Below are 25,737 nucleotides of genomic sequence, written 5' to 3' on the forward strand. Positions count from 1 at the left end.
CGTCACCCGACAATCTGGATGTCATACATTCTCTCGTCATCGACGGCTGTACAGAGTTCGATATCGCTGGCAAATCTCGCCGCCAGCATATCGTGGAGAAATGCCCACTGGGCCTGTGCCTCCGTTTGGGAGCAGGTGCGTTTATGCCGGGCAACAAGCGGGATATCTTCGAGCGTTGTTGTAAAAAGGGGGCGGGTCCAGGGCAGGTTCAAGCGCCGCATTAGTCCGTCAAGACTGCTGGTGAGCACCGACTCCTCACCGGGAAGAACCGCAATCCCCGTTACAGCCGCGGTATGAGCAGGTATCGACCGCAGCAGGTGTCGTCCAGTACACGAGAAGAACGCTACAGTCCCCGAATCAAGGCCGGCCACCAGTACCCGCCCGTTATCCGCAAACGCGAGCGCAGTGATCTTTCCCGGGAGTGCGGGAATTGCAGGGGCCGGCCGTCCATCCGGCAGGTGGCAGAGATGGATCACCGCATCTGCACTCGCAAATGCGAGCAGCGCTCCATCCGGAGACATTGCCAGTGCGCTCACCTCGCTGCGGGACTCTTCCCGTACAGAAATACACGCGCCATTGCCAAGTGTCCAGAGCCGGACACTCCGGTCATTGCTGCCGGTGGCGAGCAGGGTGTTATCCGGTGTGATCGCGAGGGCGGTGATGTTACTGGTGTGGCCGGTGAGTGTTTTTACCAGGCTCCCGCCCGGCATACTCCAGAGGCGCACCTTCCCGTCCCAGCCTCCGGAGATCAGCATCGTTCCGTCCGGTGAAAATGCGAGGCAGTGCTGGGATGTGGTCAATCCTTCGATGCCGGTGACAAGCCCGCCGGTTACATTATTCCATACCCGCAGCGTGGTATCTCCGCCGGCGCAGGCCAGCAGGGTGCCATCAGGATTAAGGGCAATCGCCCGGATCGTGGTCGTGTACATATCGAGCATCCGGTTCAATGCCCCCGCTTCGCACGAAATCTGCCTGGCCGTTCCCTCTTCATATCCGGCAAAGATTATCGAACCATCGGGTGTGGCCGTAATGGTGGTCACCCCCCCGGCCGGTCGCAGGAGTGTGCGGACCAGTTCACCTGTGGTGGTATTCCAGAGTTTCATCGTGCCATCCCCGCCGGCAGTTGCGATCTGGTTTGCAGGAGAGGAGAGGACAATAGACGTTATTGCCTGCTTGTGCGCTTTTTTCCCGGAGAGGACCGTTCCCCCGTTCATGGCATAGACGCGGAACGTGCCATCAGTACAGCCGGCAGCAAATTTCATCCCGTCTGAAGATACTGCACAGGAGGCAAGGGGGCGTTTATAGAGCGGAATCTCAGAAACGGGATCGGCGTTTCCTGCCTGCCAGAACCGGAGCATATGGTCATCCCCCGCAATCGCAAACGAGCTTCCATCCTGCGTCAGGGAACAACAGATCAGCGGGCCCGTATTGCCGGTATAGGTTCTGGTTCGCACCCCGGATCCCCTGTGCCACCGGACCGGCCGGTTCTGGTTATAGATAACAAGAATCTCTTCATCGCTCTTACAAAAAGTGAGTGAACTGACCGGATCGCCCAGACCTTCCAGCGTTGGCAGGTATTTTTTTCCCTGCAGATCCCAGCACCCAACTGCCCCGTCAGCATAACCCACGGCACAGAACCAGTCATGGGGGGAGAGTGTACAGCAGGTTACCGCTGCTTCATGCCCCCCGGAAAGTGCCTGTACCTGCCCGTCAGCCATATTGACGATCCGCATGTTCCCCCGGGCGCTGATGAGGATTACAAAAATCCCGTCATGGGAACAGGCAAACTGCACCGGTGTCCGTTTTCCCGATGCAACTGACCAGAGCAGGGTGCCCGCACCCGTATCCCGGCACTGGAGCGTTCCATCGGTTCCCGCGCAGAGCAGGCGGGAATTGTCCGGCGAAATGGCAATCCCGCTGATGGTGCCGAGCCCTGAAAGGAGCCGGAAGACGGGCGTCCCCGTTTTCGTATTCCAGAGACAGACGGTCCCGTCAGCACATCCGGCCGCAAACAGGGTCCCGTCTCCTGAAAAAACAAGGCGCAGGGGCTGGCTGTCAGGACTCCGCACGAGAGCGGGTGTTGCATCCTCCGGTACAGGCGATGCCCATTCCTTTGGCACGGTACTCGTGATATCATCCCAGAGTGCCCGGTCATCCCCGTCAGGTCTCCACCCTGCTGCGTTCATTGCAGTGATGGCTGCTATCGCCCGGTGCACGGGTGCCTGAACGACCAGCGGCCAGAGTTCCTTCCACTCCCGTTCCTGGATCAGGTCGTCAAATACGATCTTCCAATCCTCCTCAGGCCATGCCGTGGCATTCCCGTTCTGTCCGGCTCCCCTGAGTGCAGCAGCAAGAACCGGGAGTTGCCCGCTCTTTTTGGCCTCGCTGCGGGTGTGAAACCTGACCCGGTTCGTTGCCTGGGTATAGGCAGAAGCAAGAAGCGGACGATGGGGCTGATTGTCCATCCGGGCATATCGTTCCTGTTGGCCGGTGACAAAGAGGAAGAGCGCCTGCGTTCCGGGATCCGATGGCAGGTAATTTCTCCCGGTTGCGATGCTGTACAATGCGGCATCGTCCCGCTCCAGTGCTTCTGTGCAGAGCGTATCGATAGCAGGTACTGAGTCGAGAGAGCAGAGAGCAGTACGGGCAATAGTCCGCACGCTCTCATCACGGCATGTGCAAAACATGCCGGCAAGGCTCCGCACAGCTGCCCCATCACCCTGTTGTGCCCGCTCTGCGATCTCCTTAACCGAACGCCGGTACAGCCAGGGACCTATGAGGGGAGCAGAAACGGGAATCTTCATGCCGCTCACGTGGGGATACGTTCAAAGGTTTCGAGCGCGATCGTCCGCCCGGCATGTACCCGTGCCGGCGCTGCCCGTGATGCGGAGATCGCCCGCCCTTCGGCAAGCCAGGCCCGCAGCGCGGCAACGGTCTCGCGCTGGGAAATTGCCAGCGGCACCTGTGTCTTCATGCAGCCAAGGATATCTTCGGTGGTGACCCGGCGCATATTTTCATTGAACGCTAAGTACATCGCATCGATCACCGTCTGCTCGATCTCGGCACCCACGTATCCTTCGCTCTCCTTTGCGAGCACATCTAAGGAAAACTCGGCAGGCAGGCACTTGCGCTTTTTTAAGTGCACGGAAAAGATCTCGCGGCGCTCCTCGGTATTGGGGAGGTCGAGGAAGAAGATCTCGTCGAACCGTCCCTTGCGCAGGAGTTCGGGGGGTAAGGCGGCAATGTTGTTGGCCGTTGCCACCACAAAACAGGGAGCCGTCTTGTCCTGCATCCACGTGAGCAGGTGGGCAAACACCCGCTGGCTGGTACCGGCATCGCCGCTCCCGAACGCAAACGCCTTTTCGATCTCGTCTATCCAGAGGATGCAGGGAGCAATCGTTTCGGCAAGGGAGAGGGCCCGGCGTGTCCTCTCCTCGGACTCCCCGACAAGGCTGCCGAACAGGGCGCCCACGTCAAGCCTGAGCAGGGGCAGGTGCCAGAGATCGGCGATCATCTTTGCGGTCAGGCTCTTACCCGTACCGGGGATACCGATAAGGGCGATTCCCTTGGGGGCCGGAAGGCCGTAGTCCCGTGCTTCCTGCGTAAATGCCCGCTCCCGCAGCCTAAGCCAGTCCTTGAGCTGGGCAAGACCCCCGACATTATCGGGATTTTCTGTCAGGCTGTAGAATTCCAGTGCATCCGACTGGCTCAGGACATCTTTCTTGTCGGCGATGATGGCATCGATATCGCAGTCATCGAGCGTGCCGTGGGTGACAATTGCCCGGGAAAATGAACGTCGGGCCTGGTTGAGCGTCATGCCGAGCGCGGCCTGGATCAGTTTCTCCCGGCCCGCTTCCGAGAGTGAACTGGTAATCCCGCTCGTGGCAAGAAGGCTGTCGAGTTCTTTTGAGAGTTCGGGAGTTCCGGGCGGGGGGAAGTGGATGAGCACGGCTTCGTCCCGGATCTCTTCGGGCACCCGCTGGACGGGAGTGACGAACACCATCGTCCTCCGGCTGTACTTGAACTTCTGGGAATAGTTGCGGATCTTGCGCTTCACCTGGGGATTATTCCAGTACTCGTGGAAGTCCTTGAGCAGGATCACCGCATTCTCGTCGGTCTTGGCCATGTCGTCAAGTGCCGTGAGCGGATCACGGGACTGGGCAAGAAAGCCGGAATTCCCGCAGACAACGGAGAACCCGTCCACGCTGTCCCAGGCTATGCACTGGCGCGGGGGCTCCCATTTCTCGCAGACCTCTTTTACCTGCGCAACCACCCGCTCTTCCTCCGGCGTCATCACCACGATTAACGTGACCCGGGCACGCAGGGAGACATTCAGTTTTCGTGCGAAATCCGGCTCCTTGTGCTGCATGCTTACGTCCACCTCCGCACGACAATCCGCACGGTCCCGTCCGCTTCATCGGTCTGCGAAACTACCTCAAACCCGTCTTTTGCCGTCTGCTCCAGTATCATTTTTCTCGCGTACTCCTTCTGGATCGTCTCTGCCTGCTGTTTCAAGTCTTCAGCGATTTTTTTCTGGCCGGTGCCGGACACTCCCCACCAGTCGGCAACCATATCATAGGTGCCATCGCCGTTCTTCACAAAACCGACGCCATAGCCATCGGATTGTTTCGCGGCGATATCCACGGTGTGCTGCCCGTGGTATCCTTTAATTGTTGTATCGGTCTCGACCGTGTGGCCCAGTTCCTCGAGGCACTGGATCAGGGCTTCCCGGTGACGGAACTGGGTGCGGATGCGGCTGAAGTGTGACATGGTCTGGCTATACCCCCCTGCAGCGGTGTGCGAGCGCTTTGACAAATGTACCCTCGGGAAACCCGGTGGCTGTAAGGGTGCCATCGGGATGAATCGTGAACTCGGCAGCGTGGCCTGAAACGAGGGGTTGGGGTGCGGGGAGTGAGATGGAACCCGTGAGCGGGATGATTCTCTGGTTCGACGAACCGATCCACGGTATATTGCATTTCAGGGACGGGATATACGGGCCGGCAATCAGGAGATCGGTAACTGCAAGCAGGCGCCGCCATGCGGGGCGGGTGGATGCGAGAACCAGATCGGGAGAAAATCCCGTGAACGTGACAATGGGATGGCCGCGTTCCTGCAGCAGTTCGCCCAGTTCACCCAGGGTATCTGCCTGGGCAAAAGGCTCGCCGCCCGAGAACGTGACACCGTCGACAGGTTCCCGTGCACAAATCCTGTCGGCAAGGGAAGAAGGGGTTACCTGCTGTGCAGGAGTGAATGGTAAAAACTGCGGGTTGAAACAGCCCTCGCAATGAAGAGGGCATCCCTGCACCCAGACGACGGACCGGATGCCGGGTCCGTTCACTGATGACCGTGCAAGAAAACCTGCAAGGTTGATCGTGCTCTTACGTCGGCATCCAGGGTCGTTGGTATCATGCACCTTCATTTTTCCGCCGCGTTTTTATGGCTGTTAAATGATTCCGGTGTGGGTGATCGATCAATCTTATAGTATTACCCATAATTTCCCGGAATGAGATTCACCCTCGGGGACGTGCAAATAAGCATACTTATGAGATACGATCTGACTATACACATTGAATTTTACCCTTTTTATAGGCATTGAAACGGATTTATGTAATACATAAGGATTTCGCCCGGTGTTTTGCCCATCGCGCAGAAACCCTGCACAGCGTTCGGAGTGCCTTATTATCCTGTACAGACAATATATCCGGCAGTGAAGGCGATAGTTGACGGCACTTCGGTGCGGGTGGGAAAGGACGGGCGCGTGCTCTACGAGCAGAGCGGGTACGGGCGCCTGGAAAAGGATGGCGTGAAACTTGCACCTCAGGAGGCGCTCTATCTCATCCACCGCCAGAAGATCACGATCGATGGTTATACGTTTGATACCCTGTTTTCAGAGTTTGCCAGCGAACGCAATTTCCTGCGGAGTTTTCTGGTGTACCGCGACCTCCGCGAGCGGGGGTATGTGGTGCAGACCGGCCCGCACGATTTCCGGGTGTTCCGGCGTGGTGAGAAACCCGGTACCGGGGAATCGCTCTATCTGGTCCGCGTGCTCTCGGAACGCGATCCCATCCGGTTTACCAAGTTGATCGAAGAAGTGGTAGCCTCGCGCAATATGCGCAAGCAGTACGTGCTTGCGGTTGTCGATGACGAAGAGGAGCTCACCTATTACGAGATCAAGCTGCAGGTACTGGCAGATGCCTGCACGCCGTTGACCCCCCTGTCGAAACACCTGGCAGTCCTGATTGGAAAATCTGCTATGGTCAGGATTAATCCTCCTTCCGATCTCGAAGGAGCGGGTTTTGGCAAACGGCTGGATGAAGAACGGCTGATGCTCTCGCCGGTTGAGCTGCTCTACCTTATGGGAAAAGATATCCTTGAGCTCCGGAAAGGAGATGCCCCGGTCAGTATGCCGGAATATTTTGAACTGGCTCATGAGAATGACCCGGAACTTCCTGAGAAGGACAAAGTGTATACTGAACTCAGGTCACACGATTATACTCCCAGAACGGGTTACAAGTTCGGTCACCACTTCCGGGTCTACTGCGGCAAGAACGTGCATTCCGATCTGCTGGTGCACGCGGTGGAGAAGGATGCTGTCATGCCCATGAGCGCCATCTCCCGCTCGGTCCGGATGGCGCACAGTGTCAAAAAGAAGATGTTGTTTGGCGCTGTACATAGTAACGGAATCCAATTCGTTGAATTTGCACGAATCAAACTGTGAGCACCTTTCATGCCAGAACCGCAGAACAATCCCTGGTCAAGTACACCGTCTCTCGATATCGAAAAAACATTTGCCGATTTTGGCATCGATCCGATCGCTCCGGTACTCCCTGAACTTCCCACCGTTCCCTACTTTATGCGACGGAATATTGTTGTCGGCCACCGGGACTACCGACCGATAGCGATGGCGATCCGCAACCATACGCCCTTTCATGTCCTCACCGGGTTCATGCCAAGCGGCCACCCGCATCTCGGCCACCTGATGGTGATGAAGGAAGTGGTCTGGCATGTCCAGCAGGGTGGCAACGGGTACGTGACCATCGCCGACCGGGAGGCCCACGCGGTCCGGGACCTTTCCTGGGAGAAGTGCCGGGAATTCGGCAAGGAATACCTCGCCTGTCTCTATGCACTCGGGTTTGAGGGAACCACGTATTTCCAGAGCAAAAATGAACGGCTCAAGGATCTTGCATTCGAAGCGGCAACCAAGGTGAACTTCTCGGATCTCGCTGCGATTTACGGATTCTCACCGGAGACCGATATCGCCCACGCGGACAGCGTGATTACTCAGGTAGCCGATATCCTGTATCCCCAGATTGACCGGGAACCCGCACCCACGCTTGTTCCGGTCGGTGTTGACCAGGACCCGCATATCCGGCTCACCCGGGGTGTCGCCCACAAGATGCGGATGTTCACTGTGGAAGAGCGGGACGGGTACATCAGCGTCCGGTCCAAGAATGCGCCGGATGCGGCGCTCGATGCGGTGAAAAAGGCATTTCCGCACGCAAAGAAATACGAAGGTCATGTAGACATTAAAGATGCGCAGTGTGTGGACGTGAGCGCTAAGGTACGGGAGATCGAGCGGGCTCACGGCGGTTACGCATTTTATACGCCCTCGTCCACCTATCATATCTTCATGCCGGGACTCACGGGCGGCAAGATGTCGAGCAGCGTCCCGGAGAGCATCATCTCGTTTTACGAGCCCGAAGCGGTTGTGAGAAAGAAGGTGATGAGCGGAATCACGGGCGGACGGGTGACCCTGGAAGAGCAGAAACGGCTCGGAGGCGAGCCGGACAAGTGCTCGCTCTACCTGCTCAACCTCTTCCACATGGTGACTGATGATGCGGAACTCTCGGAGATCCGGCGGAAATGCACGGGTGGCGAGATCACCTGCGGCCAGTGCAAGAAAGAGACGGCAGAACGCGTGGTTTCGTTCCTGCACAACTTTAAGGAAAAGATGGACGCGGCTTCAGATTGTATAGAGGTGTGAGATGGCGGAACTGACCCAGAACGAAAAACGGTTGCTTGCAATACTTGAGAAGGAGAAGAAAGCTGATGCCCCCCATCTCGCGGGCATGCTCGAAGCGACCCCGGAAGCAGTGGTGCAGTGGGCACACCTTGCCGGGGACAAGGGGCTTGCCACGGTTGAGCGGATCGTGGCAAAGGAGTTTGTATACACGGATGAAGGGAAGGCCTATGCACAGAACGGGCTTCCCGAGACACAGCTCCTCCGGTTTATCCTGCCGGGAACCACGCTTGCCGATCTCCAGAAGCACGAGGCATTTAAGATCGGGTTTGGCCAGCTGAGAAAGAAGGGACTGGTGAAAGTCGAGGGCACCGCTGTTGCAAAAACCCCGGGAACCTCTACCGATGCAGATGAAACCGCTCTCAAAAATCCGTCTGATACCGATCCGAAAACAAAGGAGCTCATCAAGCGCGGTATTTTACAGGAATCAGAAACTGTCCGGTATACTATTGCGATATCTCCCGCAGGACTTGCACTCGTCAAGCAGGGTCTCGACCTCCGTGGCGAGACCGGCACCCTCACCCGCGACCAGATCATCTCGGGCGAATGGAAGAACGCAAACCTCCGCAAGTATGACGTGAGCAAGCTTCCGAAGAAGGCGTATCCCGGCAAGATCCACCCTTACCAGCGGATCATCGGCGAGATGCGGGAGATCCTCCTTGAGATGGGTTTTACAGAACTCTACGGAGGGATTGTCCAGCAGTCCTACTGGAATTTCGATGCCCTCTTCCAGCCGCAGGACCACCCGGCCCGCGAGATGCAGGACACGTTCTATCTCCGCGAGACTCTCCCGCTCCCGAAGGGATACGAGAAGGTGAAGGCGATGCACGAGTGCGGCGGGGAGACTTCCTCGACCGGCTGGGGCGGGGTCTGGAAAGAGGAGAAGGCCGAGCAGTGCGTGCTCCGGACCCACACCACCAGCGTCTCGATCCAGTACCTTGCCAACAACCCGAATCCCCCCGTGAAAGCATTCTGTGTCGGAAGAGTCTACCGGCGCGAGACGATCGATACAACCCACCTTGCTGAGTTCGAGCAGCTCGAAGGGATCGTAATGGACGAGAATGTCTCGTTTGGCAACCTGCTCGGTATCCTCCGCGAGTTCTACAACCGCATGGGTTTCGAGAGCGTGCGCTTCAAGCCCTCGTTCTACCCCTACACCGAGCCGAGCCTCGATGCCGAGGTGTATGTTGACGGTATCGGCTGGATCGAGATGGGCGGCGCAGGAGTCTTCCGCGAGGAGGTCACCGCACCGATCGGGATCAATTATCCCGTTCTTGCCTGGGGTCTTGGCGTGAGCCGGATCGCGATGCTCCGGCTCGGTCTCAAGGATCTCCGCCTTCTGCATAAGAGTGACGTGGCGTTCCTCCGGGAAACCCCTTCGCTGCGACACACGAAAGGAGGGATCTGAAATGGCTGTCATCACCCTTCCCTACAAGTATCTTGAGCGGCTGACCCGTACCGACCGGAAGACGATCCTCGACAAGGTCGCCCTCATCGGATCGGACGTTGAGCGGACCGAGGAAGACCACGCAGACGTGGAGTTCTTCCCGGACCGCCCCGATCTCTTCTCTCCGGAAGGTGTAGCCCGGGCCATGCGGGGCTACCTCGGGATCGAGACCGGTCTTTCATCGTACCCGGTTAAACCGTCCGGCATAAAGTTCTCGGTCGATCCCGCGCTTGCGAACATCCGTCCCGTTCTTGGTGCAGCGGTCATCCGCGGGGTTTCGTTCGACGACGAGTCGATCCAGAGCATCATGTCCCTGCAGGAGTCGCTCCACTGGGCAGTCGGCAGGGGCAGGAGCAAGGTCGCGATCGGCATCCACGATATGGACACGGTCAAACCTCCGTTCCATTATATCGCCTCCCGGCCAAGCCGCGGGTTCATCCCCCTCGATTTCAAAGAGAAGATGACGATGGCGGAGATCCTTGAGAAGCACCCGAAAGGCAGGGATTATGCAAAGATCGTCAAAGACTTCCCGCTCTACCCGCTCATCGTGGACGACGATGACCATGTCCTCTCGTTCCCCCCGATCATCAACGGCGAGCGGACACGGGTGACTATAGACACAAAGAACATCCTTCTCGACACGACCGGCACCGACAAGCGGGCGGTCAGTGTGGCCGTGAATATCATCTGCACGGCGATGGCAGAAGCAGGCGCAACCATCGAGAGTGTTGAGATCGGAGGAGTGCAGACTCCGACCCTTGCCCCCGCAGAACGCATGGTGAGCGTGAAAGAGTGCTCACGGCTTCTTGGTATCGAGCTGACCGCAGCGTCGATGGCAGACCTTCTCCGGAAAATGCGCTTCGGTGCCGAACCGGAGGGTGCAGACACGGTAAAGGTACAGGTGCCCTGCTACCGGGCCGACATCATGCACGACTGGGACCTGTTCGAAGATGTGGCGATTGCGTACGGGTATGACCGGCTCGAAAGCCAGCCGCCCAAGACCTTCACCGTGGGAAAACCCCACCCGGTGCAGGTCAACGCAGCCTTGGCCCGCGAAGCCTTCTGCGGTCTCGGGTATCTCGAAGTGATGCCGTTTACGCTGACCAGCGAGGATGTGTTGTACGGGAAGATGCAGCGCGACGAAAAGAAAGGCGTCCTCCATGTCATGCACCCGATCAGCATCGAGAACACGGTGGTCCGGACCGAGCTCCTCCCCCTGCTGCTCGAATTTATAACCCTGAACCGGCACCGCGAACTCCCGCAGCGCCTCTTTACCGTCGGCGATGTCGTCGATTCCTGCCTCACCTACCAGCAGGCAGCCGGTGTCAGTACCCACCCTGATGCGGACTTCTCGGAGGCCTACGCCTCGGCAGATGCGATGCTCCATGAGCTCTCCATTGAGTACACCGTGAAGGAGTCAGCCGATGCAGCCTTTATTGAGGGACGCCGGGGCGATATTATTTCCGGCGGAAAAAAGATTGGTGTCTTTGGCGAGATCCATCCCGCCGTCTTGAACGCGTTTGAACTCGAACACTCTGTTGCAGCGTTTGAGTTCGACCTCAGAGCCGTACCGGGATATCCCGTGCTCTGAGATACTCTTTTACCTCTTTTACGGTGAACTCCCCGAAGTGAAAGACGCTTGCCGCAAGGCAGGCATCGGCCTTTCCCCGGGTAAAGCCGTCATAGAAATGCGATAAGGTCCCGACCCCCCCGCTGGCAATCACCGGGATGCCGGCAGCATCGGAAATTGCGGCGGTTACTGCAAGATCAAACCCGTTCTTGGTGCCATCGGTCTCCATACTGGTGAGCAGGATCTCTCCCGCACCCCGCTCCTCGGCTTCCTTTGCCCATGCAACGGCATCGATACCGGTGGGTTTGCTGCCCCCGTAGATGACCACTTCGTACCAGCACTTTGTCCCGTTTTCGAGGAACACGGGGATTGCTTTTTCGTTTGGTGTGAAATTACGGCGCACGTCCATGGCAACCACGATACACTGGGTGCCGAAGGATTCTGCGCCACGGGTGATCAGGGTGGGATCATGTACGGCACTCGTGTTCATGCTCACTTTATCGGCGCCGGCCCGGAGAATCTGCTGGATATCCTCTAAAGAACGGATACCCCCGCCAACAGTGAGGGGAAGGAAGAGCTGGTCTGCTGCCCGTTTGATCAGCTCGATAATGATGCCCCGTTTTTCCTTCGATGCGGTGATATCCAGGAACACCACTTCATCGGCGCCCTGCTCATTGTAGCGCTCAGCCAGCTCCACCGGGTCACCGGCATCCCGCAGGCCGAGAAAATTCGTCCCCTTGACCACCCTGCCATCCTTGAGATCGAGGCAGGGGATGATCCGTCGTGTGAGCACCATTGATAAAAACTGGGCGTGCAATCCCTATCTATATTTCTCAAAGCACGAATATCTGGATGAACGTGTCTTTATCCCGGAGTTTTTATGTAACTTGGCGTGTCTATTCATAGGGTACGACAGGATACGGGCAGGTGCTTTAACGAGCATCGCCATGGTGAGATTTTTATGAGTTCAGGAAAACTGAAAATGGAATGGGCTGCGCAGTACATGCCGGTGCTCGCTGCCATAAAAAAACAGTTTGTCAAGGAAAAACCGTTTGCCGGTATGACCATTGGTATGGCACTGCATGTCGAAGCCAAGACTGCCAACCTCGTTTCAACCCTTGCAGCCGGCGGGGCCGAGGTACATATCACGGGATGCAACCCGCTCTCTACGCAGGACGATGTTGCAGAAGCCCTCAACCATGTAAAAAATGTCCACTGCTATGCAAAACGCGCCTGCTCGGTGGAGGAATACTATGCTGCGATCGATCTCGTGCTGGATGCAAAGCCCGTTATCACCATCGATGACGGGATGGACCTGATCCATTACATCCACACCAAGCGCCGCGACCTCATCAAGAAAGTCATTGGTGGCTGTGAGGAAACAACAACAGGTATCCACCGCCTCCGCGCAATGGCAGCAGAGGGCAAACTCGAGTTCCCGGTCATTGCCGTGAACGATACACCGATGAAGCGGTTCTTTGACAATGTTCACGGGACCGGAGAGAGTGCACTCACGTCTATTATGATTACGACCAACACCCTGATTGCCGGAAAGTACGTGGTCGTTGCCGGTTACGGGTACTGCGGACGGGGTCTTGCAAAGAAGGCCCACGGACTTGGTGCCAAGGTCATTGTCACCGAGATCGATTCCCGCCGGGCGCTCGAGGCGCACATGGACGGGTACATGGTCATGACCATGGACGAGGCAGCAGCGCTCGGGGACATCTTCATCACCACCACCGGCAATGTGGCCGTGATCAACCAGCGGCACTTCAGGAAACTCAAAGACGGTGCCATCCTCTCCAACGCCGGCCACTTCAATGTCGAGATCGATATCGAATGGCTCCACAAGAACGCCGACAAGGTCATCCAGCGGGAAGGTATCGAGACATTCATGCTCAAGGGAAAGGCAGTCCATGTGCTCGCCGAGGGCAGGCTTGTCAATCTTGCAACACCCAAGGGGATGGGTCACCCGATCGAGGTCATGGACTTAAGTTTCGCCCTTCAGGCACTCTGCACCCAGCACATTGCCAGGAATGGCAAAAAACTCAAGGGTGGGGTTTACGAAGTCCCGGCGGAGATCGATGAGCAGGTCGCAAACCTCAAACTCTCCTCGCTCGGGCTTTCTATCGATGCCCAGTCCAAAGAGCAGAAAAAATACCAGTGCAGCTGGGATATCGGGACCTGAAGGTTCCGGAAATATTTTTTCTTTTTTTTATTCGGGATTATTTCAGATATTCTCTTTTTACTTATACGAATTTCACATGGCGATAACGGGCTCTCAGGGATGGACAAGCATCCCTGCTTCGCCAAGGTCGGTTAATCCGAGAATGCAGAAATAAAAACAACCTGTTTTGCCGCCACGGGGGCACCCTGTCGGGGGCGGCGGAACACTCACAATTAAAACTCATATCGTAAAATATCCGGAATCTCACCCTTCTCTCGCTGCATACAAGTACTCCTGAGCATACCCGCAGTATTCCCCGAAATGTTCCCGGGCAAACATGCGGATGGTATTGTAATCCCGGTTGGTGAGCCCGGCCTCGAGATCCAGAGTTGGAAGATAATTCTGCTGCATAATCCGCCGTATCCAGACATCGACCGGGAAAGCTTCGTATTTCTGGAATGCAAAGAGCAGGATGCAGTCCGCTGCTTTTGGTCCCACTCCGTTTAGTTTCATCAGTTCTTTACGGGCGTCCTCGTACGGGAGCCTGGTGATGGTATCTTCCCACAGGTTCTCTTCGGTGATCGAACAGGAAGTGCCAAAGACATACGGCTGGCGGTATCCCAGCCGGCACACCGTAAGCCCGTCATGTCCCTCGCAGGAGATGGATGAAGGATCGGGAAACGCGTAATAGGTCTCCCCCTCAAATTTGATCGCTTTCCCGAACTGTTCCGCAAGAGAGGCTATCCTGCGGCGGATTGTCGGGATATTCGAATTTGTCGAACAGATGTAGGAGATCAGGCACTCCCATGGTGGCTGACGTACGAGGCGAAGTCCTCTGCACCTGCTGATCGCTGCGTGGATGAACGGATCCTGGTCAATGCGTTTTATAACCTGCTCCAAATCGAGATCCAGGGAAAAATAGTTTCGGATAAATGCGCGATTTGCTCCTTCAAAGATCAGGTTCGATCCATCCTGCCGGATCTTAATGACCTTGTCTTTGACAACACCGTACCACCATCCATCTTCTGTCCTTTCCCAGCGGAATACCTGGCCACAACCCAGTGTCTGGTCAAGAGAAAATGGCAGATCCGCCGAAAGGGAGATTTTTGGCATAAGGAGATCTATCGTATCGTCTGTTGTTCAATCCATATATGGTATACCCAGTTCCTGTTCTTTTAAAATACCGGATATTTTCCCTGCAATGATCTGCAATTGTATATCATGATATAAAACCAGGTCCGGATCAGAACGGATAGCATTTTAATATATAAATCAAAAGTTGTTCTTATGGAACTCGCTGAAAGCTTAAAGGAATTCATTGAAGAAGGACAGGACTGGGAACGTAAGAATACATCGGTTAAAGGGGTCTCTATCATCCGGCTTCCCCAATATAAGAACCGAGCCGCCTCCCTTGCCATTGACATCAATCCCATCGGGGAAAACGGGCTCCCGATGAAGAAAAAAGGGATTATGATCATGACTGCTGCAGAGCTGTCTGCTTTCCGGGAAGCGTTCAAGAATGAAAAACTCGACAATCTCATTACGGTCCTGGAAGACATCACCGGGCGCAAACCTGCAGGAAAACCCGTCAAGGCAGATGTTGTCCAGCTGTAAACCCGGAATATTCAGATAAAAACTCTGGCTGCGGAGGGATGATTATCAGGAAATGGATAGCGGTATTTATAATCGTGATTCTGGCAACGGTGGCGTTATCGGGGTGCCTTGGTGTGAAGACGCCCGCCGTTTCACGTCCGACACCTCCCGCGGTATTTGTCGATTATCACCGCACAGGAGGTATTGCTGGTCTGGATGACAGGATTGTCATTTTTGATAACGGGGTTGCAGTCATCTCACAAAAAAGCGCCAGCACTGAGATCACGTTAAACCAGACGGATCTTGACAGGATAAGTGAAATTTTTAAAGAGGCACAGTTTTCCATGTTATTGGGGAATTATACCTCCCGGCGCGGATCTGCCGATTACTTCCGGTATACTATCAGTTATCACAGCAAAACGGTGGTTGCTGAGGATTCAGCAGTCCCTCCGTCATTGCAACCCGTGATAGACGAGATGAACCGGATTATAAATAAGGCCACTGGCGGGGAACGGACGGATCGTCCGTTTGCAAACCTGCATTATTAATTTTTGCGTCTGCTGTTCTCACGGGCTTATCCGGAAAAATAACATTAAAAAAAGGAAATTATTTCTTTTCATACATGCACGACTGGACGTCGTGACCGAGTTTACCGATTGCATCGGCCCGGCAGCGCTGGCAGTGGCGCATCTGTTTGACATATTTCCCGCACTCGTCCTGCATCTTCCTCTTCATCTCCTGCGTGGGTGGGGCAATATCGGCGAATTTGTACTGGGCGATGAGCGGGATGACGTTGAAGGTGTACACGCCCATCTCGCCGACCTTCTTTGCAATCGCCGGGATATGATCCTCGTTGATGCCGGGAATATAGACGGTGTTTATCTTTACAATCATGTGCCGTTTCAAGGCCTCTTCGATACCTTTCATCTGCTGGGAGAGCAGCAGTTTTGCGCCTTCGAGCCCGGTATAGCGCTTGCCATGGTAATCGATGAACTGGTAGATCTTGGCGCCGATTTCGGGATCGATGGCATTGAGGGTGACGGTGACATTCCCGACATCGTATTTTTCGAGTAGGTCGATCTTGTCGGGAAGGAGGAGGCCGTTGGTGCTAATGCATTTGATGACGTTGGGATACTCTTCGTGAAGACGCCGGAGGGTCTCGAACGTCTCTTCGTTTGCGAGCGGTTCGCCGGGGCCCGCGATGCCGACGACCTTAATGTAATTGTACTTCTCCACCACTTTCTTGACCATATCCATGGACTCATCGGCATTCAGGACCCGCGTGGTGACGCCGGGGCGGCTCTCGTTCACGCAGTCAAAGTCCCGGATACAGTAATTGCACTGGATATTGCATTTGGGAGCCACGGGTATGTGGCACCTGCCGAAGCTGTGGCATGCTTTTTCGGAAAAACAGGGATGTTCATTTATTTTGCGCATCTGCGCTGCATCCCACTGGACTTTTTTCCCCGCAACGTCTGCGACTTGCACCTGATCCGCCATAATCAACACACTTACGTTCGTTCTGTTGGTATAAATACCGTGCAATCGTGATAGCGCATCACACAAAAAAAAGAGATCTGCCTCTCCATCACCAATACGGCATTTCAGGTTTTTATCTCCTGACCGGTCTCCCGGGTAAATGTATAAGCTTGACCGGATTATTGTACTGGAGATAACCATGAAGAGGTCTGAGAAAGTCAAGGGCAGGGAGGCGGTTGCAGCCAAAAAACGGCTCTATCCCAAACTTGCGATGGTTGCGGCAGCAGGCATACTGATTCTTGTCATTATCGGGTACGTCCTGCTCAATCCCTCCGGTGCAAAGAGCGGGGATATGGTAACGGTTGAATATACCGGCAGCCTAACTGACGGGACGGTCTTTGATTCGAATGCGAACGCAACCCCGCTCACGTTTATTATCGGGCAGGGTAAGGTTATTTTTGAAGAAAACGTCAAAGGGATGTCTCCCGGGGAGACAAAGACGGTGAATATCCCGGTTGACAAAGCGTATGGCCCGTACAATAACGCACTTGTCCATGTCGTGAACCGTTCAACACTGCCCGCTAATATAACGCCTGTAGTCGGGAGCGTCTTAAAAATTACACGGCAACCTGACGGGGCCGTTGCCTGGGTAAAAATAATCAATGTCACCCCGTCAACTGTTACTTGGGATGAGAACCACGAACTTGCAGGAAAAGATCTTGTTTTTACTATCAGGATGATTGAGATACAGAAAGGCTGAGGTTTTTTTTAATTATTTTTAATCAGAATTTTTTTTAACCGGATCCTGATTGAAATATTTTGAGCAGACTTTGATTGAAATTTTTTCATCAAACATTGATTAGAATTTTTGAAGCAGACTTTGATTGAGATTTGTAAACCGGACCTTGCCTGCAAAATTTCAATCAAAGCTTGAATTTTATTTTTCAACCGGACTTTGATTGAAAAAAAATAACCGGATCCCTCTTTGAAATTTTTAATCAAAGTCTGATGTTAAAATGTTAACCGGACTTTGATCAAAAGTTCCTGGCAGGATCTCGATTACAATTTTGGGCTCGGGAGATCTCAAAGGGATTTGACGCTCTTGGGGGTTCCAGCGCTTTAGCGCTTCCACCCCCGCCGCGTGGGCATCCCCCCTGTTGCGATAGCCCTCCAGATGGTTGATAAAAATCTGAACATGGGGGGGTCAAGGGGATGCTCCCCTTGGGCTGCCTCCCCCTCTGGGGGAGCGAGGGGGTCACCTTCCTAATGGACCGTAAGGGAATAAGCAAACAATGGAAAATAAGGATTTCAACAAAACGAAATTTCTCAACAAAAAAAGTTAGGGTTGGGGAAATCTTCCCCGCCCCGTTTGTTCTTATCGCGTTACTTTGGGTTGTTTCCGCCCGATTCCATGTGGTCCAGTACCCGGTCCCACACTACCAGCATGCCGGGGATGATCACATAGGCAAGCAGCCCCGTGCCGAGGAATGCTCCCATGATGATGAGTTCGTTGTCCATCCTGCTCACCTTATCCCAGTGCGGTTACGGTATCTGCCCAGGTCTCGACCCTGCTCCGGATGGCTTCGTCCGAGAACGAGGTGAGTGTCACCTGATCGCGGCTGAAGTTGACGTAGTAGATCTCGCCATTGGCATCGTGGCACCGCAGGGTGGCCGCGAATTTCTCGCTGTCGGTGTCCCGGTACGGTGAACCCCCGAGAGCAGTTGCAATCGAGGTATCATCTTTGATCTGGTTTGCGACGCTTGTGAAGGCCGCGATGGTTGGTGCACGGACCGTGATCAAGGCGACGGTATTTGCCTCCGCGTCCTGATAGACGATGCGTGCGGTGTACCCCTGTTTGCTCTTTTCTACCGGGGGGTGGTTCACTCCCTGTGCATTGTAGGAAACGCACTGGAAGGGGTTGTTCGTGATGACGCCCTGGACAATGTTGTCAAAGGCAGTCACATCTGCGAGCGGGTCGGCGAGCTTGCGGACCGCGCTCTTAGTTGTGTTGCTGATGCTAAAGTCTGCCATAATTTTTTCCTCTTGGTTGTTTTTTTCAGAGTGGTTCTCCGAACCTCTCTTTTTTCTGGTGTCTCGGGGCGCCCTTTGACATAACATCATGGGCTTTTGGGGTATAACGGGTAAATTGCGGGGTCTGAAGGGGGAGCAGGGAGAAGCGGATTTGGTAATCCGCAGCCATTGACACTGCGGAATTGGTACTGGGCGACGTGATGGAAAAAGAAAAAAAATTGAAAAATATTGAAAAAAAAATAAAAAAAATGGGAAAAATAAGGGAAACAGTAAAAAAATTAGCTGGCCGGTACTTCCGGCAGATCCCATGCGGGGATCAGTCCGCCCGGCAGGACATCGTAATACTTCCACTCGCCATGTCCCGAGTACGCCAGCAGGATCTTCCGGAACTGGCGGTTTGTCCCCATCTCGCGGAGATGCTGGATCTTCTTCCCATACTGCTCCGTCAGGGTCCTGGCATTCATGACCGGCGCCCGGCAGTGGATGACCTGCACGAGCAGCGCGGTATCCTGCCGGATTGCAAGGATATCGACCGGGATGCGGGAACTGCTGATCCGCGCCGGCTGGTAGTGCCATTCTTCAAAGAGTCGCATTGCCCGGTGCACGATGCCGCTTGACCGGAGATACGCGTTGACTGCTGCTGAAGTATCGCCTCCCTCTTCATAGATAATGATGGTTGTTTCACCCGCGGGCAGGGTCTTGCCTGCTTCAGCACGGGGGGTATTCCGGATACGTGAAGGGGCACCGGATAGCATGTGATCTGTTTCGCTCTTCTCTCCTGAAGCGGCGGCCTCGGCCTCGCTTCCTGCCGGGATCTCCTTTGAGGACTTCACGGTCTTGATCATGTTCCTGGTTGTTGTCATGGTTGGTCTGTTTTCCTGGATGGGCGGGGGAAATGCAGCGGGCATTTTATGAGCGTGCGGGATTGTCCATCGGTTGTTCGTACACGCTTGTTCAGAAACGCGGTACCCGCGAACCAAGATCTGCCTGGTCCGCGATGGGATTGGTGGTAACGCTGGTTTTTTGTCGGGAGCGGTGGCTCGAGGGGAATTGTTCCAGAGCATTCTTCCGGGATTATTTTCCCGGCCGGGAAACCCGTTGCCACGTGTTCCGTCTAAAGAATCAGCGTCGGCCGATGTATCCCAAAGGGAGCGTAATGAATGCCGGCCGGTACCGGGATTTGTGTGTACTGAGTGATCTTAGTATAGTGTATACGTACCGGGATTGTTGGCACACCGGTTTTTCCTGCGACCCGGGACGTTCCGTTCGGTACGGATCCGCTCAGCTTCCGGGCGGGCTTTTGTGCGTACCCGGGCTGCTGGATCTTCGTCGTGTTTTGGGTGCAGGCTGTGTGTGGCATTGTCGTTATCCAATCAAGGAAATAATCACATATATAGTAATGGGTGGATACGGTAATTTTCGCAGTTATCCGGCTGTTTTGCGGGAAACGGGGTTCATTTTGGGGGCGGATTCATATAACCATCTGGTTAGCTTTATTGAGAGGGTGGGGGCGCGGCAATGGGGATTGGAACGGATGGTTTTGCGGGGCCGGATTCGGGAGATGGGGAGGGAGGTGCGGCAAAAATGTGAAGCGACCATAAGACACCTATATCTCTTCTATCTCTCAGTATAATCGAACCGCAACACATAATGTTACAGCCCTTATAGATCTCATACGCTAGCGAGTATAATCCAGCATACTATGACATGTGAGAGTGAACGAGTAACACGAAAAAAGCGGATCGATCCTTTCCTCCCCTTGCCGAGCAACACGAGATAGTCCGGCGTGTCGGGTTGCTCTTTGAGCGTGCGGGTGCGATTGATCGGGAAGTTGTGGCGGCGGGCCGGCGATGCGAGCGGCTGACGCAGGCGGTTTTGGGGAAAGCATTTAGAGGGGAATTAGTAAGCAAAGAGCGTTGACGATCATATGACTAATATGAATTTTCACGATCAAATTCTGTCTTTGGTTGAAGTTATTGAAAGTACATTAAAATCTGAGATCAAAAAAGGAACACTACAAGTTGCTATTTCGTTATTCGACAGATGGGAAGTAGCATCTTTAGATTACAAAGACACTGGGTTTCATCTCTCTATGCGAGGTACTCAAATCAAAAAACCGTTCACAATAAATACCTCGATTAAAATAGCGGAAATCGTTCATAAGAGTCCAGAGTATTGCAATTTAATTGAGTTTTTAAAAACCAATACTCATATTGAAGAAAATCCGGTTAATCTTGTGAATTATTTCATCATCCAAACAATTGAAAAATATTTTGAGAACACAGCCAGATTTTTTGAGAATCCGAATTTTTTCAAATCAGAAACCGACAGATTTGTCGAGGCTCTTGTGGCCGATTTGAAAAATGAATCAAACAAGACCAGGATGATTGTAGAATTTTATGGAATTATTCTCCACGAAGACGAAATTAAATTATCTCCAGAAATTATCTTAAGAAAGCCAATACCAGAAGATTTTAACACCGAAACTATCAGTTATACTTTTTTTAATCAAACGGATTTTCCTGAACCAACAGCTTTTTTGGATATTTCGCTTCAAGCTAAATGCCGGCAGGATCTGTATAATGAAATAACAAAAACAATTGCGGTTTTGCAATTATTCAGACCTATGAGCATAAACTGGCATATTTATCAGATTCATTCCGAATCGTTTAACCCCTGTTTTGAAAGAAAAGATCCTCCTATTGAAAAACATCTGGTCTTTGAAAATTATATTTTAGAGAAGGAGGAAGTGGATGATCTTAAGGATTTTTGGAAAATGGTCTATCCAATATTACCCCAAAATCTCAATTCTTCTGAAGAAAATAATTTTACATTTATCTCAAATGCATACAGATTTTATTCAGATTCGATATCACAGAACGGAATGTTCGAAAGAAAAATTGCAAGTGCAGTAATTGGTTTAGATAGCATTTTTCTAAAAACAATAAATGAGGATAAGAAATCAAAACAATTGACACTAAGGATTTCAAAATTGCTTAAAAATGAAAACTTCGCTCCAACTACGATTAAAGATGTAATTGGTGATGCTTATTTTTGCAGATCAAAATATTTACACGGAGAACTTCTTTCTAACAATGATAAGGAAAGGATTGCGAAAAAATATGGAGGCAACGTCAATAATCTTCTAAAAACGATTCTTGAATTTTTACGAATATCTATTGTAATTTTATTTCATTTCCAGTCCGGAAACAAAGAAAAATTTTTAGACATGATTGATATGTTTTTAAAGGACGAAAATGGCAGTCAGCGGTTGATCGAATTTCTCAAACATGTGAACGTTGTGTCAATGAGAGACAAGAAAATTTCATGATGAATAACTATCTTCTCCGCCCCCCCTTGCCGAACAGCACGAGATCATCCGGCGTGTCGGTTTGCTGTTTGAGCGTGCGGATGCGTCCGATCAAGAAGTTGCTGCGGCGAGCCGGCGATGTGAGCGGTTGACGCAGGCGGTGCTGGGGAAAGCATTTGTGGGGAGATTATAATCGAAATAAATGCGAAAAGTAAAAATTTGATAATTTGGCCATTTTTTCTAAATTCTATCGTAATTCTCGAAGATTAACAGAAAATATGAAATACTATTCGACATCATTTTTTTTAACGTGTAATAATATGAGTTTAAAAAAATTTATCCGAATAACTCGAAGACAATTTCAAAATAATAAAAAACACATGCGATTCGTCTATATCTCAGAAATTAGCCGTAACTCAGACGAACACAACATTGACAAATATATTGCAGAAAAAGTACCGTTTTTTTATCGAGAGGCAAAACGGATCTCTGATAGTTTCCAAGACGAATTTTTCTTGAGAGCAATTTATGACTCACTTTGCAGGCTTCCCGATAGTTCTAGTTTTCAAGAATCCCATTTTGGTGAAATAATTTCTGGATTATTTGCCGAAGATGTCATCGGTTTGAAAAAAATTTATAGCAAACTATCCTTACTAACCGCAGAGAATGCAAATGCGTATAAAATGGATCTGGTTCTTTATAATCCGAAGTCAGATCCAGTCGAATTATTTTTTTGTGAAGTAAAGTGCAGTATGAAGAGTTCCCCTGACCTTAATCCTGTGAAGCATGATGAATCGATCTACCCGGATATGTTCAATTCGATGAATGCTTATGAAAAAGAGGATTTTGATTTTGACTTTGCAGCTGCAAAAGATCATATTGACAAATTACCCCTCGATGAGCAACAAAAATTAAAAGATGCATTCTTACCATATTCTGATAAAAAAATTATAAAATTTTTAGGTTTTGCAGTAATAGATTCCTCAACTTACAATTCTGAAGAGGTATCTGTTTTAGCCACTCGAAAAAATAAGAAGGAATTTGATATTGACGTAATTTGTTTAGATGAACTACCTCATATCGTTCAAAGTGTCTATTCAAAATTAGTAACGCTGAGGGATCAATGTACACCATAGAAGAAATCAGGCCGATTCTTTCAAAACCCGATTTTATTACAGATCGAAACTGGGTTCAGAATGCCTTAATATTTCAAAGATTGGGCCATGAGTTTGCTGAAGAGCAAAATTGCATTTCTCGAATGAGCCATTTTGTAAATTGTATTCTCGCATCAGCTTCTTCTTGGGATAGAGACAAAGGTTATGAAATAATTCAAGTAGCAGCAGAAATTGCTGAACTTATCTCAATACGACCTGAATTATCTGAAGGTTTTCGAAAAAAAATGCGGATTCGTTCCGCATTCTTATACGAACTTTCAAATTTTCCCTCTCTTGCAACGAGTATATTAAAAGTGCATGATATAGATGGGATTGCATATCCCATTTTCAACAGAAGTGGAATATATGGAAAATTGGGAATGAATGGGAGTACGCAAAAAATATCATCAGCATTAGAATCCCAAGATCTATCTGAACTAAGTGCCGTCGATATTTTAGTGCGATTGGATTGTATTAATTTATTAAAATTTGAGCAAGGTCTCATAAGCAAACCAGTAAAATGGAATTCGGGCGAGTTGAAAGAATTTCTAAAACAGATCACGATTGGATTGAATTCATCAGAGATAGACATTTTCAATAAAATTCTATCAAAACGAATTGAACAGTCAACTCGAAATAATGTTGATGAGAAAATTTTCGAAAATTTAACAAAAATCCATTTTCCAAGTGAATTGTGGCAAAATCAAATCGACGCAATCCAATCGGGATTAATTAACGAAAAATATGATAGTTGGGGATTTGCCGCTCCAACAGGTACTGGAAAAACATTCTTAACCAGATTATTGATTTTAAAAACTCTGTTGGATAACCCTCATAATAAAATTTTGTATATCGTTCCGAGTAAAGCGTTAGTTCACGAAGTGTGGTCAAATCTTAATTCTGCATTTGAGGAATTGGGATACAAAGCAATTCAGGTTACACCCCAATTAACTGAATTAGGTGATGATGAAAAAACAAAATTATTTGATTGTTCAATTGCTGTTTTAACTCCAGAAAAAGCGGATTTACTTTTAAGATTAAATAAGGAATTCAATACATCCGTATCATTGATAATTGTTGATGAAGCGCATCATTTAGAATCAGACACCAGGGGCATTCTTTTAGAATTGTATTTATGGCGAATAAAAAAAATGTTCAAAAATCAAAATCGGGTGATATTTCTCTCAGCTGTCACTCCCAACATTCTAGAATTAGCATCCTGGATGGGAAATAATCCGAATGGTTTGGTAGTAGACAAACGATCAACACGGATGCGATCTGGAATTTTTAGAATTAAAAAAGATGGAAAAACTAAGAAAGGTGTGATCGATTATTTTAATGGGACTTCTATCGAAGTGGTTGATTCAGATCTAGAAGAGACAAAAGGAAGACAATTGATTCAGTTAGCTGAAAAAATATCTTTTGCCGGGCCAGTATTGATAGTTGCTAAAGGTAAGCGCGAAACGGAAAAATTAGCAAAATTGATGAAAGATTGGCTTGAAGAGAATCAAAAATTAAAGGAATTAACTGAAGATCAAATTAATTCAGAAATTATTCAAAGATTAGATTCTCGATTAGAACGAGAAATGTATGAAGCCGTAGAAATGCGAAATCTAATAAAAAATCGCATAGCATATCACCATGCCGGATTACCCCCACGTATCAGAGAATCTGTGGAAAAAGCAATAAGGGAAAATTTGGTCGATTACGTATTTGCCACAACAACTCTTGCGGAAGGTGTGAATTTTCCTTTTTCGTCAGTGATAATACAATCATTGTCTCTTCGTGAGGCGCCGGAGAAAGGGCAACCTGCAAGGTATCATATAATATCCCCTAGAACTTTTTGGAATATTGCAGGTCGAGCAGGAAGACCCGGCTCAGATCAAGAGGGCCAAGTAATTTTATTCGAACCTAGCTTAGGAATCGAAGTCCTTGAAGAAATAATTAAACCATACCTCAATCCATCATTGAATCGTGTGGAATCTGTAAAAAGTGCCTTAGCTGGAAGTATCAAAGAGATCATTGATGGAATTAAAACAAAGAATTTCGATCTTGCAGATATTAATAATGTAAAAATCGCACCAAATGTTTCAAAACGGGTCAAAGGTACAATAAATCTATTGAGGGTTGGATTGGTTCATGCAAAAGCTTCACAACTAATCACTAACCCTGAAGAAATACTTGAAGGCACTTTTGCTCAATACAACCTCAACGATGAAGAGAGAAATTTTTCATCCAAATTAGTTAAAAGACAGTTCGAAATTGTTGATGAATTCCTAAAAAACTCTGATGACATTTCGATTGATCTCATCGCAGAATTGGGACTTTCAATTGAAACATTAATGGAAATTCAAGAATATGTTAAAAAATTAGAGGATTGGCAAATCACCAATATTTCAAAAATATATCGACATGGACAAATTGATTTTGGTTTTGCACAGTTTTACGTAGGACCTGTGGCATCTCGAATGGCAGAACTGGAAGGACCTAAACTTGGGGGATTTTTAACAGATGTTATTATGTCTTGGTTGCAGGGACTTCCCTTATTAACCGTTAAACTTCGCGCAAAATGGAAGGAATCACCGGAAGAATTAATTGCTGTAATTTACTCCCGTATTCAATATTTATTACCATGGGGCCTGTATGCAATGCATAGAATTGTACAGGCAGAAGCTAAAAAGAGATCAATTGTTTATAGCGACGAAATTTTAAAAATCGCATATTTAGTTGACGCTGGGGTTCCAAGCTTCGACGCACTACAATTAGTAAATCAGGATTTTGAGCGTGTTGATGCAACCCGCATTGCAAATTATTATCGAAAGTACCGTAAAGACACAACCATTATCGAATGGGTAAATGCTCAACCAATCAATACAATTATTGGATGTGTTAAAGGTCACGACAATAGAAGATTAGACAGTGATTTATTCAATCTACTTACAAAATTAAAAACTCAATAATTTTT

The 25,737-nt window shown here is 50.6% G+C and carries 22 protein-coding genes; 11 read left to right on the top strand and 11 right to left on the bottom strand.

Annotation, left to right across the window (positions count from 1 at the left end):
* Nucleotides 1-2: 2 nt before the first annotated feature.
* Genes WC593_04355 through WC593_04370 form a run of 4 tightly spaced genes read right to left on the bottom strand, consistent with a single transcriptional unit; the run spans nucleotide 3 to nucleotide 5,419 of the window.
* Nucleotides 3-2,804 carry a WD40 repeat domain-containing protein gene (locus tag WC593_04355; GenBank protein MFA4824371.1) on the bottom strand — a complete coding sequence of 934 codons (2,802 nt, stop codon included), beginning with the start codon at nucleotides 2,802-2,804 and terminating at the stop codon, nucleotides 3-5.
* A gap of 5 nt (nucleotides 2,805-2,809) precedes the next feature.
* A complete protein-coding gene (locus tag WC593_04360; GenBank protein ID MFA4824372.1) occupies nucleotides 2,810-4,369 on the bottom strand; it encodes an AAA family ATPase in 1,560 nt (519 codons plus the stop codon).
* A gap of 2 nt (nucleotides 4,370-4,371) precedes the next feature.
* A complete protein-coding gene (locus WC593_04365; protein ID MFA4824373.1) occupies nucleotides 4,372-4,770 on the bottom strand; it encodes a DUF1257 domain-containing protein in 399 nt (132 codons plus the stop codon).
* A gap of 7 nt (nucleotides 4,771-4,777) precedes the next feature.
* On the bottom strand, nucleotides 4,778-5,419 hold the full coding sequence (locus tag WC593_04370) for a 4Fe-4S single cluster domain-containing protein (protein ID MFA4824374.1): 642 nt from the start codon (nucleotides 5,417-5,419) through the stop codon (nucleotides 4,778-4,780).
* 288 nt (nucleotides 5,420-5,707) lie between these two features.
* Here WC593_04370 and endA point away from each other — a divergent pair, with 288 nt between their 5' ends.
* From endA to pheT, 4 genes are read left to right on the top strand one after another with little or no spacing between them, the layout of a single operon-like run.
* Nucleotides 5,708-6,718, top strand: a complete 1,011-nt coding sequence (gene endA / locus WC593_04375; protein MFA4824375.1) for a tRNA-intron lyase — start codon at nucleotides 5,708-5,710, stop codon at nucleotides 6,716-6,718.
* A 9-nt stretch (nucleotides 6,719-6,727) separates the two neighbouring features.
* Nucleotides 6,728-7,984: a tryptophan--tRNA ligase gene (locus WC593_04380; protein MFA4824376.1), complete on the top strand. Its 1,257-nt coding sequence runs from the start codon at nucleotides 6,728-6,730 to the stop codon at nucleotides 7,982-7,984.
* Between the two features lies 1 nt (nucleotide 7,985).
* Nucleotides 7,986-9,428, top strand: a complete 1,443-nt coding sequence (locus tag WC593_04385; protein MFA4824377.1) for a phenylalanine--tRNA ligase subunit alpha — start codon at nucleotides 7,986-7,988, stop codon at nucleotides 9,426-9,428.
* Nucleotide 9,429: 1 nt separating this feature from the next.
* Nucleotides 9,430-11,058: a phenylalanine--tRNA ligase subunit beta gene (gene pheT, locus WC593_04390; GenBank protein ID MFA4824378.1), complete on the top strand. Its 1,629-nt coding sequence runs from the start codon at nucleotides 9,430-9,432 to the stop codon at nucleotides 11,056-11,058.
* Here pheT and hisF read toward each other — a convergent pair.
* Nucleotides 11,027-11,833 carry an imidazole glycerol phosphate synthase subunit HisF gene (hisF, locus tag WC593_04395; GenBank protein MFA4824379.1) on the bottom strand — a complete coding sequence of 269 codons (807 nt, stop codon included), beginning with the start codon at nucleotides 11,831-11,833 and terminating at the stop codon, nucleotides 11,027-11,029. The genes pheT and hisF overlap by 32 nt on opposite strands.
* 165 nt (nucleotides 11,834-11,998) lie before the next feature.
* Between hisF and WC593_04400 the strand changes: the two genes are divergently transcribed.
* Nucleotides 11,999-13,225, top strand: coding sequence for an adenosylhomocysteinase (locus tag WC593_04400; GenBank protein ID MFA4824380.1), 1,227 nt, complete (start codon nucleotides 11,999-12,001; stop codon nucleotides 13,223-13,225).
* 243 nt (nucleotides 13,226-13,468) lie between these two features.
* Here WC593_04400 and WC593_04405 read toward each other — a convergent pair whose 3' ends face one another.
* The gene (locus WC593_04405; GenBank protein ID MFA4824381.1) at nucleotides 13,469-14,317 is read right to left on the bottom strand and encodes a DNA glycosylase; all 849 of its coding nucleotides are present in this window, start codon (nucleotides 14,315-14,317) and stop codon (nucleotides 13,469-13,471) included.
* Nucleotides 14,318-14,491: 174 nt separating this feature from the next.
* On the opposite strand from WC593_04405, the gene WC593_04410 reads away from it, so the two are divergent.
* Both WC593_04410 and WC593_04415 read left to right on the top strand, forming a co-directional pair.
* Nucleotides 14,492-14,818, top strand: a complete 327-nt coding sequence (locus WC593_04410) for a hypothetical protein (protein ID MFA4824382.1) — start codon at nucleotides 14,492-14,494, stop codon at nucleotides 14,816-14,818.
* A 113-nt stretch (nucleotides 14,819-14,931) separates the two neighbouring features.
* On the top strand, nucleotides 14,932-15,345 hold the full coding sequence (locus WC593_04415) for a hypothetical protein (protein MFA4824383.1): 414 nt from the start codon (nucleotides 14,932-14,934) through the stop codon (nucleotides 15,343-15,345).
* Between the two features lie 58 nt (nucleotides 15,346-15,403).
* Here the strand turns inward: WC593_04415 and nifB are convergent, their stop codons facing one another.
* The gene (nifB, locus tag WC593_04420; GenBank protein MFA4824384.1) at nucleotides 15,404-16,297 is read right to left on the bottom strand and encodes a nitrogenase cofactor biosynthesis protein NifB; all 894 of its coding nucleotides are present in this window, start codon (nucleotides 16,295-16,297) and stop codon (nucleotides 15,404-15,406) included.
* 139 nt (nucleotides 16,298-16,436) lie between these two features.
* On the opposite strand from nifB, the gene WC593_04425 reads away from it, so the two are divergent.
* Nucleotides 16,437-17,036, top strand: a complete 600-nt coding sequence (locus tag WC593_04425) for an FKBP-type peptidyl-prolyl cis-trans isomerase (GenBank protein MFA4824385.1) — start codon at nucleotides 16,437-16,439, stop codon at nucleotides 17,034-17,036.
* Between the two features lie 623 nt (nucleotides 17,037-17,659).
* Here WC593_04425 and WC593_04430 read toward each other — a convergent pair.
* The 4 genes from WC593_04430 to WC593_04445 all read right to left on the bottom strand — a co-directional run bounded on the left by WC593_04430 (nucleotide 17,660) and on the right by WC593_04445 (nucleotide 19,681).
* Nucleotides 17,660-17,794 carry a hypothetical protein gene (locus tag WC593_04430; protein ID MFA4824386.1) on the bottom strand — a complete coding sequence of 45 codons (135 nt, stop codon included), beginning with the start codon at nucleotides 17,792-17,794 and terminating at the stop codon, nucleotides 17,660-17,662.
* 10 nt (nucleotides 17,795-17,804) lie between these two features.
* The gene (locus WC593_04435) at nucleotides 17,805-18,308 is read right to left on the bottom strand and encodes a hypothetical protein (protein ID MFA4824387.1); all 504 of its coding nucleotides are present in this window, start codon (nucleotides 18,306-18,308) and stop codon (nucleotides 17,805-17,807) included.
* A 278-nt stretch (nucleotides 18,309-18,586) separates the two neighbouring features.
* Nucleotides 18,587-19,171, bottom strand: a complete 585-nt coding sequence (locus tag WC593_04440) for a hypothetical protein (GenBank protein ID MFA4824388.1) — start codon at nucleotides 19,169-19,171, stop codon at nucleotides 18,587-18,589.
* A 336-nt stretch (nucleotides 19,172-19,507) separates the two neighbouring features.
* A complete protein-coding gene (locus WC593_04445; GenBank protein ID MFA4824389.1) occupies nucleotides 19,508-19,681 on the bottom strand; it encodes a hypothetical protein in 174 nt (57 codons plus the stop codon).
* 590 nt (nucleotides 19,682-20,271) lie between these two features.
* Here WC593_04445 and WC593_04450 point away from each other — a divergent pair.
* The 3 genes from WC593_04450 (at nucleotide 20,272) to WC593_04460 (ending at nucleotide 25,732) form a co-directional block, all read left to right on the top strand.
* Nucleotides 20,272-21,639: a hypothetical protein gene (locus tag WC593_04450; protein MFA4824390.1), complete on the top strand. Its 1,368-nt coding sequence runs from the start codon at nucleotides 20,272-20,274 to the stop codon at nucleotides 21,637-21,639.
* Between the two features lie 299 nt (nucleotides 21,640-21,938).
* Entirely contained in the window at nucleotides 21,939-22,754 is an 816-nt protein-coding gene (locus tag WC593_04455; GenBank protein ID MFA4824391.1) for a Hachiman antiphage defense system protein HamA, read from the top strand.
* Complete coding sequence (locus tag WC593_04460; protein MFA4824392.1) at nucleotides 22,742-25,732, top strand: DEAD/DEAH box helicase; 2,991 nt, start codon at nucleotides 22,742-22,744, stop codon at nucleotides 25,730-25,732. The genes WC593_04455 and WC593_04460 overlap by 13 nt, the downstream gene beginning before the upstream one ends.
* Nucleotides 25,733-25,737: the final 5 nt, after the last annotated feature.

Source organism: Methanoregula sp. (assembly GCA_041645435.1).
In the GTDB taxonomy this organism is placed as follows: Archaea; Halobacteriota; Methanomicrobia; order Methanomicrobiales; family Methanospirillaceae; genus Methanoregula.

Coding starts and splice junctions, on each gene's coding strand:
- WC593_04355 (MFA4824371.1), bottom strand. CDS start 2,804: ATGAAGATTCCCGTTTCTGCTCCCCTCATAGGTCCCTGGCTGTACCGG.
- WC593_04360 (MFA4824372.1), bottom strand. CDS start 4,369: ATGCAGCACAAGGAGCCGGATTTCGCACGAAAACTGAATGTCTCCCTG.
- WC593_04365 (MFA4824373.1), bottom strand. CDS start 4,770: ATGTCACACTTCAGCCGCATCCGCACCCAGTTCCGTCACCGGGAAGCC.
- WC593_04370 (MFA4824374.1), bottom strand. CDS start 5,419: ATGAAGGTGCATGATACCAACGACCCTGGATGCCGACGTAAGAGCACG.
- WC593_04380 (MFA4824376.1), top strand. CDS start 6,728: ATGCCAGAACCGCAGAACAATCCCTGGTCAAGTACACCGTCTCTCGAT.
- WC593_04385 (MFA4824377.1), top strand. CDS start 7,986: ATGGCGGAACTGACCCAGAACGAAAAACGGTTGCTTGCAATACTTGAG.
- pheT (MFA4824378.1), top strand. CDS start 9,430: ATGGCTGTCATCACCCTTCCCTACAAGTATCTTGAGCGGCTGACCCGT.
- hisF (MFA4824379.1), bottom strand. CDS start 11,833: ATGGTGCTCACACGACGGATCATCCCCTGCCTCGATCTCAAGGATGGC.
- WC593_04400 (MFA4824380.1), top strand. CDS start 11,999: ATGAGTTCAGGAAAACTGAAAATGGAATGGGCTGCGCAGTACATGCCG.
- WC593_04405 (MFA4824381.1), bottom strand. CDS start 14,317: ATGCCAAAAATCTCCCTTTCGGCGGATCTGCCATTTTCTCTTGACCAG.
- WC593_04410 (MFA4824382.1), top strand. CDS start 14,492: ATGGAACTCGCTGAAAGCTTAAAGGAATTCATTGAAGAAGGACAGGAC.
- nifB (MFA4824384.1), bottom strand. CDS start 16,297: ATGGCGGATCAGGTGCAAGTCGCAGACGTTGCGGGGAAAAAAGTCCAG.
- WC593_04425 (MFA4824385.1), top strand. CDS start 16,437: ATGTATAAGCTTGACCGGATTATTGTACTGGAGATAACCATGAAGAGG.
- WC593_04430 (MFA4824386.1), bottom strand. CDS start 17,794: ATGGACAACGAACTCATCATCATGGGAGCATTCCTCGGCACGGGGCTG.
- WC593_04435 (MFA4824387.1), bottom strand. CDS start 18,308: ATGGCAGACTTTAGCATCAGCAACACAACTAAGAGCGCGGTCCGCAAG.
- WC593_04440 (MFA4824388.1), bottom strand. CDS start 19,171: ATGACAACAACCAGGAACATGATCAAGACCGTGAAGTCCTCAAAGGAG.
- WC593_04455 (MFA4824391.1), top strand. CDS start 21,939: ATGAGTTTAAAAAAATTTATCCGAATAACTCGAAGACAATTTCAAAAT.
- WC593_04460 (MFA4824392.1), top strand. CDS start 22,742: ATGTACACCATAGAAGAAATCAGGCCGATTCTTTCAAAACCCGATTTT.